This is a genomic window from Pantoea allii (assembly GCF_002307475.1).
Lineage (GTDB): Bacteria > Pseudomonadota > Gammaproteobacteria > Enterobacterales > Enterobacteriaceae > Pantoea > Pantoea allii.
Window position 1 is genome coordinate 614,625 of the sequence record NZ_NTMH01000040.1, and the last position, 14,215, is coordinate 628,839.

At 55.1% G+C, this 14,215-nt stretch carries 12 protein-coding genes; 5 read left to right on the top strand and 7 right to left on the bottom strand.

Features of this window, described 5'->3' with window-relative positions; genetic code table 11:
* Nucleotides 1–696: 696 nt before the first annotated feature.
* Nucleotides 697–1,731: an L-rhamnose/proton symporter RhaT gene (rhaT, locus tag CMR03_RS20070; RefSeq protein ID WP_096012463.1), complete on the top strand. Its 1,035-nt coding sequence runs from the start codon at nucleotides 697–699 to the stop codon at nucleotides 1,729–1,731.
* A 29-nt stretch (nucleotides 1,732–1,760) separates the two neighbouring features.
* On the opposite strand, the gene rhaR is transcribed toward rhaT, so the two are convergent.
* Both rhaR and rhaS read right to left on the bottom strand, forming a co-directional pair.
* Nucleotides 1,761–2,624, bottom strand: coding sequence for an HTH-type transcriptional activator RhaR (gene rhaR / locus CMR03_RS20075; RefSeq protein WP_063879275.1), 864 nt, complete (start codon nucleotides 2,622–2,624; stop codon nucleotides 1,761–1,763).
* Nucleotides 2,625–2,638: 14 nt separating this feature from the next.
* Nucleotides 2,639–3,460, bottom strand: a complete 822-nt coding sequence (rhaS, locus tag CMR03_RS20080) for an HTH-type transcriptional activator RhaS (RefSeq protein WP_096012464.1) — start codon at nucleotides 3,458–3,460, stop codon at nucleotides 2,639–2,641.
* A gap of 289 nt (nucleotides 3,461–3,749) precedes the next feature.
* Between rhaS and rhaB the strand changes: the two genes are divergently transcribed.
* The 4 genes from rhaB to rhaM are packed head-to-tail and all read left to right on the top strand — an operon-like array spanning nucleotide 3,750 to nucleotide 7,628.
* Nucleotides 3,750–5,231 carry a rhamnulokinase gene (gene rhaB / locus CMR03_RS20085; RefSeq protein WP_096012465.1) on the top strand — a complete coding sequence of 494 codons (1,482 nt, stop codon included), beginning with the start codon at nucleotides 3,750–3,752 and terminating at the stop codon, nucleotides 5,229–5,231.
* Nucleotides 5,215–6,471, top strand: a complete 1,257-nt coding sequence (locus tag CMR03_RS20090; RefSeq protein WP_096012466.1) for an L-rhamnose isomerase — start codon at nucleotides 5,215–5,217, stop codon at nucleotides 6,469–6,471. Before rhaB ends, CMR03_RS20090 begins: the two co-directional genes overlap by 17 nt.
* Before the next feature lie 10 nt (nucleotides 6,472–6,481).
* Nucleotides 6,482–7,324: a rhamnulose-1-phosphate aldolase gene (gene rhaD / locus CMR03_RS20095; protein WP_063879278.1), complete on the top strand. Its 843-nt coding sequence runs from the start codon at nucleotides 6,482–6,484 to the stop codon at nucleotides 7,322–7,324.
* Entirely contained in the window at nucleotides 7,314–7,628 is a 315-nt protein-coding gene (gene rhaM, locus CMR03_RS20100) for an L-rhamnose mutarotase (protein ID WP_096012467.1), read from the top strand. Before rhaD ends, rhaM begins: the two co-directional genes overlap by 11 nt.
* Nucleotides 7,629–7,743: 115 nt before the next feature.
* On the opposite strand, the gene CMR03_RS20105 is transcribed toward rhaM, so the two are convergent.
* The 5 genes from CMR03_RS20105 to CMR03_RS20125 all read right to left on the bottom strand — a co-directional run bounded on the left by CMR03_RS20105 (nucleotide 7,744) and on the right by CMR03_RS20125 (nucleotide 14,143).
* Nucleotides 7,744–9,168, bottom strand: coding sequence for an alpha,alpha-trehalose-phosphate synthase (UDP-forming) (locus tag CMR03_RS20105; RefSeq protein WP_096012538.1), 1,425 nt, complete (start codon nucleotides 9,166–9,168; stop codon nucleotides 7,744–7,746).
* 118 nt (nucleotides 9,169–9,286) lie between these two features.
* Nucleotides 9,287–9,838, bottom strand: coding sequence for a GNAT family N-acetyltransferase (locus tag CMR03_RS20110; protein ID WP_096012468.1), 552 nt, complete (start codon nucleotides 9,836–9,838; stop codon nucleotides 9,287–9,289).
* Between the two features lie 412 nt (nucleotides 9,839–10,250).
* Complete coding sequence (locus CMR03_RS20115) at nucleotides 10,251–11,795, bottom strand: MFS transporter (RefSeq protein WP_096012469.1); 1,545 nt, start codon at nucleotides 11,793–11,795, stop codon at nucleotides 10,251–10,253.
* Nucleotides 11,796–11,898: 103 nt separating this feature from the next.
* Nucleotides 11,899–12,963: a Gfo/Idh/MocA family protein gene (locus tag CMR03_RS20120; protein ID WP_096012470.1), complete on the bottom strand. Its 1,065-nt coding sequence runs from the start codon at nucleotides 12,961–12,963 to the stop codon at nucleotides 11,899–11,901.
* A 10-nt stretch (nucleotides 12,964–12,973) separates the two neighbouring features.
* The gene (locus CMR03_RS20125) at nucleotides 12,974–14,143 is read right to left on the bottom strand and encodes a Gfo/Idh/MocA family protein (RefSeq protein ID WP_096012471.1); all 1,170 of its coding nucleotides are present in this window, start codon (nucleotides 14,141–14,143) and stop codon (nucleotides 12,974–12,976) included.
* Nucleotides 14,144–14,215 lie beyond the last annotated feature (72 nt).

Here is a 14,215-nt window from a genome sequence, read left to right on the forward strand (position 1 = left end):
TGCAACTTCGTTAAGATGACGCACGGTGAACAGAATAAAATGTGCATGTCAGCAATGGCTTTCTCTGCTTTTCATGGCATCGGGTAAAAATACCCGATGCCATCTATCCGAAACCTCGCGCTGTTTAATCCTGTAAACCTGACGTGCAGAACTTACGTGTGAAGACCGCGTTCAACACCGGGGCGCACTATCTGCTGTGGCTGTACGCGCTACCATAAACCCGCTTGATGAGATGACGAGAGAAAACCCTGTCCTGTCGCGACAGACAGCCCGCGAATAAACCGCGCTGACCACTGCGTACCTGAGCTTTCCCTCCTGACTATCCATAGTGTTGTTCATTCCCTGGCCCGCGCATGTGTTCTTGTCTGCCGTTCACGCTGCGAGGCAGTCAGAGGCTGCGTCACTTGATGTGAATGCCACGTTAAAGGACATCCCGGCAGTGTCGTGATGGTTTTGCTGTTTCACTTAACAAAAAAGGAAAATTACCCGAATAATAAATAACTTATAATTAACAACCTGCGAAAGATCGGCAAATGCGAATTTGTGATCCTTATGTTGACGACTCACTGGATTTTGCCAGCCACTTTATTTTCCCGGCAGCCATTCAAAGGCTGAGAGAAAGCAGCTCCCTCTAGACTGCTGCTAATCGGGAAACATCGGTTTCCTGTTTGGCCTCAACCTGAAAAAGGAATAACAATGAACAGCGCCATTATTGCAGGTATTTTCTGGCATCTGGTGGGGGCCGCCAGTGCCGCCTGTTTTTATGCTCCGTTTAAGCAGGTGAAAAAGTGGTCATGGGAAACCATGTGGTCGGTGGGCGGTGTGATGTCGTGGCTGATCTTGCCATGGGCGGTCAGTGCGGTACTGCTGCCAAACTTCTGGGCTTATTACACCAGCTTCAGCGCCTCGCAGTTGCTGCCGGTGTTTCTGTTCGGTGCCATGTGGGGCGTGGGCAATATTAACTACGGGCTCACCATGCGCTATCTGGGCATGTCGATGGGCATCGGGATCGCGATTGGGATTACGCTTGTCGTCGGCACATTGATGACGCCGCTGCTGCAGGGCCGGTTCGTCGAGCTGTTCAACTCGCCCGGCGGCCGCATGACGCTGCTGGGTGTGCTGGTGGCGTTGGTGGGCGTGGCCATCGTCACGCGTGCGGGGTTACTGAAAGAGCGGGCGCTAGGGATTAACGCAGAAGAGTTCAACCTGAAGAAAGGGCTGGTGCTGGCCGTCATCTGCGGCATTTTTTCAGCCGGGATGTCGTTCGCAATGGATGCGGCGAAACCCATGCATGAGGCGGCCGCCAGCCTGGGCATTAATCCTCTTTACGTGGCGTTACCCAGCTATGTGGTCATCATGGGCGGCGGGGCGGTGATTAACCTGGCGTACTGTTTTGTGCGGCTGGCACTGAAGCCAGAGCTGTCAGTGCGGCAGGACTTTTCCATCGCGAAACCGCTACTGTTCGCCAATATCGCCTTCGCCATTCTGGGTGGAACCATGTGGTATTTGCAGTTTTTCTTCTATGCCTGGGGGCACGCCAAAATCCCGCCGCAGTATGACTTTGTCAGCTGGATGCTGCATATGAGTCTGTATGTGCTGTGTGGCGGCGTGGTAGGGCTGGTGCTGAAAGAGTGGAAGGACGTGGGACGCCGTCCGGTTCGGGTGTTGTCGATTGGCTGTGTGGTTATCATTATCGCGGCCAACATCGTCGGGCTTGGCATGGCTTCCTGAAACAAAAGAAATCAGGCCTGACGCTGACGTCAGGCTTTTTCATTATCGGTGCGCAGGCGTTGTGGCAGAAAGCGCTGCCGCCAGGCACTGGGTGTCAGGCCGGTTTCTCGCGTAAATACCACAGAAAAATAGTTACTGTCGTCAAACCCACACTGCGCCGCAATCTCGCTGATTAAACCGGACTGGGTGCGCAATAAATGTTTGGCCTGACACAGCTGTAACTGACGTAAATAGTGGCCAATTGTCATGCCGGTTTGCTGGCGGAACAGCTGCTTAAGCGAGCGTTCACTCAGCTGATGCTGCTCGCAAAAGTCTGCCAGATTCAAGGGGCGACTGATGTCCACTAACAGCGCCGACATCAGCCGATCCAGTTGCTCGCCTTCAGGCAGGGAGCCGGCACGTTCGGGAGCATAACCATGGCGACGTAAAATCAGCGCCAGCTGCAAAAAAAGCGCTTCGGACAGTTGCACGGAGAGCGCATCACTTTTGCGGCTCTCGCGCTCCAGCTGGCTAATGACGCCCCGTGCCAGCGTCATACCACGAGTCGTGAGCCGCCAGCCACTGGGCATGGTTTCTTGTTGGGGCGGTAACAGCTGGCCCCAGTCAAGCGCAAGATGAAAACGGTCCCGGCAATACAGAATGTTATCAAGGGCCAGATCGTGCACGCTGTCATAGCTATGGCAGTCGCTGTCGCAAATATAAAAAACATCGCCGCAGGTAATCAGCCACGGGCGATCGTTAAGGATATGCAGGCCGTTACCGCGCCAGACGATAACGATCTCGCTGAAAGTATGCTGGTGCGGCGGAAAGGAGGGCTGTGGCATACGTTCAGCCACAGCAATGGGCAAGTTGCTGGCCGGGAAGTAGTCCTTACGTGACAGGATCAGTGACATAGTTAATGCTCCGCTTACCACATAGGCTGGCGCTCCGTTCGGGGCGCGCAGCCAAATTCCCGTCTGAACAGGGTAGAAAAATGGTTACTGTCACCGAATCCACACTGATAGGCGATGTCCGTTATGCGCATATCGCTGTGACGCAGCAGGTGGCGAGCCTGCAATAAACGCAGCCGGTTAAGATATCGCTGTGGCGTGCTACCGGTTTGCTGCTTCATCTGGCGATGCAGTGTACGCAGTGACAGCGAGAAGCGATCGGCCAGTGCTTCCCAGCTAATCTCCTCACTGTAGTGATCATTCAACCAGTCTAGCAACCGGTGCAGCCTGGCTTCCTGATCCTGCGCGTTGGGGTTGTGCGCCGCTTCACGCAGCAGTACGAGTAACTGTAAAAACTGCCTTTCCTGATGCGCCTGACGCTCCAGCGACCATACCGCTTGCGGCGTCATCTGTTCCACCAGGAGCAGGGCCTGCGCCATCGCTTTTTGACTAATCCGCCAGTGAGACGCGCACCCACGCTCATCCTCCAGGGGCAGCAACGCCTGTAAGCCCGACAGAAAACGAAACGCCACCGGACTGCGATACAGCACGTTCGTCAGGCACAGGTTGTCGGTTTTCTCATACAGATGACGATCGTGATCGCGCACAAAGCAGACGCAACCGGCGCTTAATGTCTGCGCCTGACCATTGAACACATGAATGCCTGAACCCTGTTCGACCAGCACAATTTCGTGAAAATCATGGTGATGTTCAGGAAACGCCTGCTGGGGCACACGCGGCTCAATGGCAATGGCGTAATCGCCAGCCGGAAAGAAATCAGCACTATGCAGAACAGTCATGATTCGCCCTCGTTTAACAAAACTGCAACCGAGTCTACGCAGGCGATGTGCAGCTTACCTTGAATTTTGAACCGCGCAGCGCAGGAAATGCGTGAAATTTTCAAGATCGCTTAAGTGATTGATAAAAATGCGGGAAAGCTCACAACTCTGCCGTTAGGGAGTTCTGTGAGCTTCCTCACGAACACCTTTGTCACCCTGCCAGTGCCGCTAACCGTCTGGCAGTGCCGCTAAGGTCACAGCAGGGCGCGCTGCGTATCCTGTCGCCATGTCATTTCAGGAAGAACAGGCGATGAGCATGCGTAATAGTGTGGCGATTGATTTAGGCGCATCGAGCGGACGCGTGATGCTTGCACAGTGGACGGCCGCCAGCCAGCAGATCAGGCTGCGCGAAGTGCGCCGCTTTACCAATCAACGCGTTTGCCAGGCCGGCTATGACTGCTGGGATCTGGACAGGCTGGAGCACGAGATCCGGGCTGGGCTGGCGCAACTGGATGAAGAGGGCATTGTGCCCGACAGCATCGGCATTGATACCTGGGGCGTGGATTTGGTGTTACTGGATGCCGAGGGAGCACGCGTCGGTGAGGCGGTGAGCTACCGGGACCCGCGCACCGAAGGCCTGATGAAACAGGCCATCGAGGACCTGGGGCAGCAGGCCATTTATCAACGTACCGGTATTCAGTTCCTGCCTTTTAATACCTTATATCAGCTGCGTGCTCTGCATCTGCAACAGCCGGACTGGCAGGCGCGGGTCAAACATGCGCTGATGATCCCGGACTATCTGCATTATCGCCTGACGGGCGTGATGAACTGGGAATACACCAATGCCACCACGACGCAGTTGCTGAACATCCACAGCGGTGAGTGGGATACTGACCTGTTGGCCTGGGCGGGCGTCGATCCCGCGTGGTTCGGTAAACCCCAGCCTCCGGGCAACAGGGTCGGTCACTTTATCAGCGCGAGCGGTAAACCGATTCCGGTCATCGCCGTGGCCACCCACGATACGGCCAGCGCCGTTCTGGCGACGCCGCTCCTGGCGGACAACACCGCCTACCTCAGTTCGGGCACCTGGTCGCTGATGGGGATTGAAAGCCTGCAACCCTGTGTGAGTGACGCGGCGATGAATGCCAACGTCACCAATGAAGGCGGCGCGGAAGGCTACCGGGTACTGAAAAACATTATGGGATTATGGCTGCTGCAGCGCGTCTGCTCGGAACGTGGCATCCACGATTTGTGCGCGTTGATTGACGCCGCCGCCCGTCAACCAGCCTGCCAGGCGTTGATCAATCCCAACGATGCCCGATTCATCAATCCTGAAAATATGGTGCAGGCCATTCAACATGCCTGTGCAGAACAGGCAATGCCGGTTCCGCATACCGACGCCGCACTGGCCCGCACGATTTTTGACAGCCTGGCGCTGCTCTACCGCCAGACGATGGAGGAGCTCAGCCAGTTGCGCGGCACGCCATTGCGCCAGTTGCATGTTGTCGGCGGCGGCAGCCAGAACCCGCTGCTGAACCAGCTGTGCGCCGATGCCTGCCAGTTGCCGGTGCTGGCGGGGCCGGTTGAGGCCTCCACGCTCGGCAATGTCGGCTGCCAGCTGATTGCACTGGGAGAACTGCGCGATGTCGCTGAACTCCGCCGCTGCATCAGCCGCAATTTCCCGTTAGAAACTTTTACTCCGCAGAATCACAGCGCCTTTGCAGCCCATCAGGCTCGCTTCGCCGCGCTGTGCCAACCCGCTAAGGAATGTGCTTATGACAAAGCTGATTGAACAGGCTTTTGAGCTGGCTAAACACCGTTACGCTGCTATTGGCGTCGATGTCGACCAGGTAATGACGCAACTGGATGAGATCCCGGTCTCCATGCACTGCTGGCAAGGCGACGACGTGCGTGGATTTGAAAATCCCAACGGCCAACTGACGGGCGGTATCCAGGCAACCGGCAATTATCCCGGTCGGGCGCGCAATGCGGTTGAGCTGCGTGCCGATCTGGATAAAGCCATGTCGTTAATTCCCGGCCCGAAAAGAGTCAATCTGCATGCTATCTATCTGGAAAGTGATCAGCCGGTTGAGCGCGATGCAATTGAACCGCAGCATTTCCGTCACTGGGTCGAATGGGCAAAGCAAAACCAGCTCGGGCTGGATTTTAACCCGACCTGTTTTTCCCATGCGCACAGCGCGGAGGGTTTCACGCTGGCGCACGCCGATGCGGGCATCCGTCAGTTCTGGATCGATCACTGCAAAGCCAGCCGCCGCATTTCGGCTTACTTTGGTGAGCAGCTTGTCACGCCTTCCGTTATGAATATTTGGGTACCGGATGGGATGAAAGATCTCACGGTCGATCGTGCGGCACCGCGCCAGCGTCTGGTCAGCTCACTGGATGCGATTATCAGCGAAAAATACAACCCGCAACACCATATCGATGCGGTTGAAAGCAAGCTGTTTGGCATCGGTGCAGAGAGTTATACGGTAGGCTCCAACGAATTCTGCCTGGGCTTCGCCGCCAGTCGCCAGATTGCGCTGACACTGGATGCGGGCCATTTCCATCCTACCGAAGTGATCTCCGACAAAATCTCGACAGCGATGCTGTTTGTCCCGCGGCTGCTGCTGCACGTCAGCCGTCCGGTGCGCTGGGACAGCGATCATGTGGTCCTGTTGGATGATGAAACCCAGGCCATTGCCCATGAAATCGCACGCCAGAAGCTGTTCGATAAAGTGCATATCGGTCTCGACTTTTTTGACGCCTCAATCAACCGCATTGCCGCCTGGGTGATTGGCACACGCAATACCAAAAAAGCCTTGCTGCGTGCCCTGCTGGAACCGAGCGATCAGCTCAGAGCGCTGGAACGTGAAGGGGATTACACCGCGCGTCTGGCACTGCTCGAAGAGCAAAAATCTCTGCCGTGGCAGGCGGTCTGGGAAGCCTGGTGCCTGCGCCATGATGTGCCGGCCGATGCCAGCTGGCTGAGCGAGGTTCGTCACTATGAACACCACACATTGCGTCAACGCTAAGGAAAAGGCTATGCAAACTATTTTGAACGCTGAGTTTGTGCAGGGGATGGTGAAAGTCACCAGTGATATGTGGCTGAAAGGCTGGGATGAGCGTAATGGCGGCAATGTCAGCCTGCGCCTGTTACCGGAAGAGGTAGCCCCTTTTGCTGCCGATTTTTACGCGCAGCCGCGCTGTGTTGAGTTAAGTCAGCCTGTCCCGGACCTGGCCAACGACTGGTTTCTGGTCACGGGCTCGGGCAAGTTCTTTCGCAACGTTCAGCTTGATGCCGCGGACAGCCTGGTCCTGCTGCAGGTGGATGACAAAGGCTTGTCGTATCGCATCCATTGGGGGCTGAGTAACGGTGGAATGCCGACATCAGAACTGGCGTCCCATTTCCAGTCGCACGCTGTACGCAAACGCGTTACGCAAGGGGCCGACAGGGTGATTATGCACTGCCATGCCACAAACTTTATGGCGCTGAGCTATGTCGTCAACCTCGACGCCGCGCGCTTCACTCGCCTGCTGTGGGAAGGCAGTACCGAATGCCTGGTGGTGTTTCCGGATGGCGTCGGGGTTCTGCCCTGGATGGTGCCCGGCACGGATGACATCGGTCAGGCGACCGCTGACGAAATGGCCACTCACAGCCTGGTCATGTGGCCGTTCCACGGGATCTTTGGTGCAGGACCGACGCTGGATGACACCTTCGGCCTGATCGATACCGCGGAGAAGTCGTCTGAAGTGGTCGTGAAAGCCCTGTCGATGGGCGGCATACGTCAGAGCATCACGACGGCGCAGTTAATCGCGCTGGGTGAACGCTTTAATGTCAAGCCCTGGCCGGCGGCGCTTCAGGCGGTGCGCAGTGATGTTGCGTAAGGCGTTTGTGATGCAGGTGCATCCGGACTGCCACGATGAGTATCTGCGCCGTCATTCGCCCATCTGGCCTGAGTTGGAACAAACGCTTAAAGCGCACGGTGCGCATCACTATGCCATCTGGCTGGATACGACGCGCCACCTGCTCTTTGCCAGCGTGGAGATCGAATCAGAGGCGCGCTGGCTGGCGGTGGCGCAGACGGCGGTGTGCCAGCGCTGGTGGGCATCCATGCAGGATGTGATGGTGACGAATGCGGATAACAGCCCGGTCAGCGAACCATTACAGCCCATGTTCTATCTGCCTTAGGCCGTTATCGGGCGACAGGGCCGGATGAAAAGGGCCCTGTCCTGCGCAGGGTTGCGGCGGTGGTGCTCTGGCGTCACCGCCGACCTGCGTAATGGCGCTGCGGAGGGCGACAACCTCAGTAGCGAACCCGGCTGCTGCCCAGGCGCAAGTTGGGCACGGCTGACATGACCGGGCCAGGGATCACCGGCATGCCGTTCAGCATCGACAAAAATGCCTGTGCCCAGTGATGGCTGTCATGCAGATGCAAGCCCTTCATCAGGCGCGCATGCAGATGTCGCCGTTCACGCAATGGCATCTGCAGGGCGCTGTGAATGGCATCGGCCATGGCATCCGGATCGTAAGGATTGACGATAAGCGCACCGTCCATTTGCTCTGCCGCGCCAGCAAACTGCGACAGAATCAGCATGCCTGGGTTATCCGGGTCCTGCAACGCCACATACATTTTTGCCATTAAACTCATTCCCGACATCAGCGGCGTGACCAGCGCTACGCGTGAGGCGCGATAAATGCCCGCCTGTTCCTCACGGCTGTAGGCATGAGTCAGACAGTTAACGGGATACCAGTTCATCATGCCGTGTACGCCGTTAAATTCGCCGCAAAGGGTTTCTAACGTGTGCGCGATGCCCGGTGCCCGGTCTGCGTAGCCCGCAGCGTGCGGTGCCAGCTGTAGCAGGGTGATATTTTTTTGATAAACCGCATGTTTGCGCAGCAGCACCTCTATCGCGCTGATGCGGTAAGGCAGTCCGGCGCTTTCATCAAGATGGCCGCCGCTCAGTACGGTGTTTTCCGCTAAGCTTTCACGGCACTGCATTTCCATAAAGGCACAGCTGTTGCTGTCACGCAGACAGCGCACATCATCAAGATCAATCCCGACAGGAAAGACGCCGAGCTTCACAATCCGTCCCTGCACGCGAATGCTGTCGGCGCTCAGGCGCTCGGTACGACATTCGCTCTCCAGCCAGACGATAAAGTTGTTCATGTCCTGAACGGTCTGAAAGCCAATCAGGTCACAGCACAGCAGCGATTCTGTGAGCCAGCGCCAGTCGGGAATCGCCTCAAACATCTTGCCCGAGGGAAAAGGTTGATGCAGGAAAAAGCCCACCGGGTTGGTCAGTCCGGCCTCTCGAAGGTAGTGGGCGCAGCCTAACAGGTGGTAATCCTGTATCCAGATGGCGTCGTCGGGCATGGCGTTTTCACTGATGACCTGTGCGTAGGCTTCGTTAATTTTTTTATATTCCCGATAGCCGTCAGCAGAGAAGCGGGCCAGGTCCGGACGCTGGTGGAAAACCGGCCACATCCCTTTATGAACATACTGGTGATAACCTTCATTCACCTCGTCCCTGGACAGAGGAAAGGTCAGGGTTGCATAAGCGCCTTTCTGCTGAGCGCTCAGCGGCCTCGGCGCATCAGGAGGCAGAACCGCCGTCTCGCCATCCCAGCTGATCCAGAGTCCGCCGTTGCGGGAAAGAAGACCTTCATAAATGGCGGACAGGGTGGAACGTTGTGAATGATTGTGTGATACCAGGATAAAACCTGACATGGTGTTTTCCTTATGGGCGGGCAGGGCATCAGTCGCCGTGCCCGATGTCCAACAGTCGTCGTGTGGAGGTCGGATGAGAAACTGCAGCAGGCCGCACATGGCAAGGCGTCCTGTTCGCTTAATGGTGTTGGGTGCGGTCAGCACGCACCGAATCACCCAGGCCATCAGGTGAAACCGTCCTGAGATAAATGCCCGGCAGCGCGTCATGACAAATAAACCCGTTACGTTCCAGAAAAGCCGGCGCGCTGTCACTCAGGGCAATAATGCGCTGGCAGCCACTGGCACCGGGATGTGTCATACAACAGTGCAGCAGCCAGGAGCCCAGCCCGACATAGCGATATTCCGGCGAGATAAACAGGTCCTGTATTATCCAGGTTTCGGCCATATCGGTGATCACGCGCGCAAAGCCAATCTGGCGGGCATGGCGATAAAGCCCAAAACAGAGACTGCTGTTCAGTGCCAGCGTCAGAAAGCGCGCATCAGGGATCGCCGCACCCAGCCACTGGGCAATCAGCCGCGGGTTGAGCATGGCCGGATCGGTATTAACCTCCATCGTCTCTCTGAACCATTTACGGGGAGACATCAGGCGAAGGCGCTGCTGCTCGGCAAGATCCGCCACCACGGCATCACCACAAACCGGCAGGAAAGAGGACGCATTCACGCATTTCATCAACGGCTTCCTTGTACATGGACGCATCTGCGCCCGGTGCTGTAGATTTAAGCGCCCGGCGTGTAAAAGTGGCGTAAAAAAAATCTGATGCGGTGTAAAAAGGGTGCAAAGGAAAAGCGACGAGGTGGGCGCGCCGAGCCCGTTATCCGACGTTAAGGCTGGGCTGGAGTGAGTTATCGAAAGATCCGCGCCCGCAGAACAGGCGTTATTTTCTTAATACCGGGCACAGCTTAAGACTACGGCCAGAAGACAGAGAAGAATTGTTCGCTCGTAAGCCCGATGTTTAACCCCTGAACGGCTTACTGAATTTCAACGGTGTCTTTACTGGTGTCGCATTATTCCGATCGCCGCTTTAACGGCTAACGGATGCGTAACCCACTGGCAGGCGGGTTACGCATCCGTCACCCTCCGCCTACAGGGGTGAATTCACGGCGGTATCGTTAGTTTTTTTCGCCGGTGTGACGCCCCAGACTTCGTCATATTCATACCCGGTCAGCGATTTGATCACTTTGCGCGTTTCTGCATCGCAGTCTTTAGGTGCGCCGCCAAGCTTACGACGTGCGACTTCTTTGATCAGCAACCTGTGACTGCTCTGGGTCAGCTTGAACTTATAGGTCAGCCAGAAACTGATGGCCAGTAGTGTGCCAGACACAAACACCATCAATACCACAATGGCATTAATCGCACTCTCGGGTTGGGCGCCATTTCCTTTCGTAAAACCGCTTTCCTGCAGGACGACCCCAATCATAAAGATGGCAATGGCGACAGAGCTTTTACGGGTTAACACCATTACGCCAGCAAAGATTCCCTCCCGACGCTTGCAGGTGACCATCTCATCAATATCAGGAATAAAACTGTAGATGTTCCAGGGAATGTAGAACAACCCGGCACGGGCGATGCCCATAAAAAGAAATATCGCGCTGAACAGAAGGGCCGGTACCTGCCAGTGCCAGAGATAAACGGCAAACAGAAAGAATAAGATCACCAGAATACTGAGATAAGAAATTCTCAGTGCGGTTGAGGGCGTCATATTTAACCGGCCTAACAGCATCATAAATACAAACGTACCCGGGATAGACATAAACATCATGTTGCTCAGTAACAGAGAGGCCAGTGAGGCGTCCTGTTTCAGACCGTAAATCACAAAGTAGGTAAAAACGGCCAGGAAGACATCCATTGCGGTAAATGAGCAGATATAAATCATCAGATGCTGGCGAAAGGCTCTGATTTTGAATGATGAAATCAGGTCCACAAACAAATATTTAAAATGCGCCAGGAAATGACCTTTCCTGACCGGGTGGATCTCATCAGGCTGCCCGGTCTGTATATCTTTCGCTTCCCAGGTCGTGAGCCAGGTAATAAAGACGGCAACACAATAAATGACCGAAAAAATGATCCCCGTCAGCGTGTAAGTGATGGCGTTATCTTTGCCGGTGTAGGTCATGAGCAGCCCCGGCACGGAGACAGCCAGAAAACTCCCGAGCGAAGAGAACATCAGGCGCACGCCGGACAGACGCGTACGCTCGCTGAAGCGGTTGGTCATCTCAGATGACAGGGTTTCCCACGGGACCAGCACCATTGCAGAGAGTAATTCAATAGTGAGGTACGTACCGAGATAATACCAGTAGCTCATGTCCGTCACCCACAGTGCGCCATACAGCAGCATCAAGGGTGACGACATTAATAAAAAGAAGCGGCGGCGGCCAAATTTACGGCCCGCCCATGTATTGCCGAAATTATCGGTGATGTAACCCATTATCGGGCTTAAAACAGAATCGATGACGCGGGCAATGGCAAATATAGATCCCGCTTCAAATACCGATAATCCGCAATAAGTGGTGTAAAAAAATAATAGCCAGGCACCGATAACGGCAAAAGCGCCTCCGCCAAATAAATCCGTTAAGCCGTAGCCGATTGCCACGCCATAACCTACGCGACGCTGAGTGGGTTTAACCATCGATAAAATTCCTGTTCTGGTAGGTGTTTTATAACGGCAGAGGTGCGCGATGCTGCCGTCTCTGTTATAGACAGAAGTGGAAATAAAGTCGGTCAGCGGTAGGTTATCCCGCGTTAGCTAACATCTGTGCTTTAATGCATAATTCGGCGGCTTTAAATGCATGTTCTTGCGTCATAGCCTGTTCAGTGCGATGCAGACAGTCATTAATTAACTGGCCGAAAAACGGAAACCCCACGGTGCCAGAAACGCTGTAACGAAATTCGCCGTCATTATTAACCAGGTACACTACGTCCTGCTCATCGCGCGTCAGATCGGTGTATTTGCGGATTTCGATGTATCCTTCGGTGCCAAGTAACGTCATGCGTCCGTCACCCCACGTTGATAAGCCATCAGGTGTGAACCAGTCACAGCGAAAATAACCCGTCGCGCCGTTTTCGCCCGCCAGCATTGCCTCACCGAAATCTTCAAACTGCGGGTGGAAAGGATGACTGAAATTGCGGACCTGACTGGCGACCACCGTGGCGTCGCGGTTGCCGGTGTAATAGAGGAACTGCTCTATCTGGTGGCTGCCGATATCACACAGGATGCCGCCAAAATAACGGCGCTGGTAGAACCAGTCTGGTCGGCCCGTGCCTTCCCGATGTGGACCCGTGCCTAGTGTCTGGACGACCTGGCCAATTGCGCCTTGTTCAACCAGTTGCCCGGCGAATACCGCACTTTCCACATGCAGACGCTCGCTGTAATAAACGGCATATTTACGGCCGGTTTTGACACACATCGCTCTGGCATCGTCGAGTTGTTCCAGAGTGGTCAGGGGAGCCTTATCGGTAAAATAGTCTTTATCGGCCGCCATGACCTTCAGCCCCAGCGCGCAGCGCTGTGAGGGAATAGCGGCGGCTGCCACTAACTGCACCTGCCGATCGGCAAGGATCGTATCGAGTGAATCGGCAATCTGTACGTGCGGAAACTGCTGGACGAATTTATCGACCTTGGCCGCATCCGCGTCATAAACCCACTTCAGGGTTGCACCGGCCTCGGTAAGGCCATTGCACATGGCATAAATATGTCCATGATCGAGCCCTGTGGCGGCAAAGATAAACTCGCCTGGATTGACTACGTGCTGCGGCTTGCCTTTCGGCGCGTAATTCATGCCATCCTTTTTATTCATGGTTGTTTCCTCACGCAAAATTTTTACCCAACGGGATGTCGTCGACATCAGCGAAGTTATCTACTGAAGCCTGCTTTTCGTAGAAATGGGGCGCACTGGCAATCAGTCCGCCGGTACAATAGAAGGCGTCATCTTCAGGAATAGGTAGCGAGACCGTACTTTTGGTGATGGCCGATTTATAGATGGCGGTAATTAATTCCAGCGACCGTTTACCCTGCTCGCCATCGATTAATGGCGCACACTGTTGCTCAATGGCGCAGAAAAAGTCATTCACCTGCCCGGCATGCAGCGTCCAGTTCAGAGGTGGCACATCGGCATATAAGCGCTCCAGCTCGCTTTCCAGAGCAATATTGTTATCTTTTTCCGGAAAGCCATTCTCCGCGGCCTGGTTAGCCACGGTTTTCCAGGGCGCAGAGAGGCGCGCTTTTTCACCCTGTAGGATGATTTTTTGATCTTCTCCGTGATGCACAACCGAGGCCGTTAGCTGCGCAAGAGTTCCATTCGGAAAGCGGAAAATAGCGGCGCTGAGATCCTCGACTTCGGCGTTGTCGTGGGCCACGTTGCCCATCATGGCAACCACTTCACTGGGGGCACCGAGCATCCACTGCATGGCATCGATATGGTGCACCGCATGATTAAGCGTACAACCGCCGCCTTCTTTCTCCCAGGTGCCACGCCACCACAGGTCATAATAAGAGTGGCCCCGCCACCAGAATGAATCGACCTGTGCGTGACAGATTTTCCCTGCCAGCCCCGAATCAACAGCGGCTTTTAAGCGCCAGAAGGCATCGGTAAAACGGTTCTGTGCCACCACGGAAAGGACCTTTCCGCTGGCCTTTTGCGCCGCCATCATGGCATCGCACTCTTCGAGTGATGCCGCCATTGGCTTTTCGCATAACACATGTTTTCCCGCCTGTAGTGCCGCAATGGTGTTTTCTGCGTGCACATAGGGTGGGGTGCAGACATCAACGACATCAATATCTGCGCCTTCTGCCAGCATCGCATGATGATCGCTGTAAACGCGCACATCCTGCAGGCCATAACGCTGTAATTTATCGCGGGCTTTGTCAGGATAAACATCAACAACGGCGACAATTTTGCCGCGTTCAGGAAATTGCAAAAATGCCTGAATATGTAAATTGGCAATGTTGCCCATGCCCACTATTGCAATTTTTAGCATGCTTATTCTCCATTGGTTCGCTGGGTTGTGGTGCCTGCGGAAGACCATAAAAAAGCGCTGGAGAGGGGACAA

Excerpts from the sequence above, each read along its gene's own strand:
- rhaT (WP_096012463.1), top strand. The coding sequence starts at position 697 with ATGAACAGCGCCATTATTGCAGGTATTTTCTGGCATCTGGTGGGGGCC.
- rhaR (WP_063879275.1), bottom strand. The coding sequence starts at position 2,624 with ATGTCACTGATCCTGTCACGTAAGGACTACTTCCCGGCCAGCAACTTG.
- rhaS (WP_096012464.1), bottom strand. The coding sequence starts at position 3,460 with ATGACTGTTCTGCATAGTGCTGATTTCTTTCCGGCTGGCGATTACGCC.
- rhaB (WP_096012465.1), top strand. The coding sequence starts at position 3,750 with ATGAGCATGCGTAATAGTGTGGCGATTGATTTAGGCGCATCGAGCGGA.
- CMR03_RS20090 (WP_096012466.1), top strand. The coding sequence starts at position 5,215 with ATGACAAAGCTGATTGAACAGGCTTTTGAGCTGGCTAAACACCGTTAC.
- rhaD (WP_063879278.1), top strand. The coding sequence starts at position 6,482 with ATGCAAACTATTTTGAACGCTGAGTTTGTGCAGGGGATGGTGAAAGTC.
- rhaM (WP_096012467.1), top strand. The coding sequence starts at position 7,314 with ATGTTGCGTAAGGCGTTTGTGATGCAGGTGCATCCGGACTGCCACGAT.
- CMR03_RS20105 (WP_096012538.1), bottom strand. The coding sequence starts at position 9,168 with ATGTCAGGTTTTATCCTGGTATCACACAATCATTCACAACGTTCCACC.
- CMR03_RS20110 (WP_096012468.1), bottom strand. The coding sequence starts at position 9,838 with ATGAAATGCGTGAATGCGTCCTCTTTCCTGCCGGTTTGTGGTGATGCC.
- CMR03_RS20115 (WP_096012469.1), bottom strand. The coding sequence starts at position 11,795 with ATGGTTAAACCCACTCAGCGTCGCGTAGGTTATGGCGTGGCAATCGGC.
- CMR03_RS20120 (WP_096012470.1), bottom strand. The coding sequence starts at position 12,963 with ATGAATAAAAAGGATGGCATGAATTACGCGCCGAAAGGCAAGCCGCAG.
- CMR03_RS20125 (WP_096012471.1), bottom strand. The coding sequence starts at position 14,143 with ATGCTAAAAATTGCAATAGTGGGCATGGGCAACATTGCCAATTTACAT.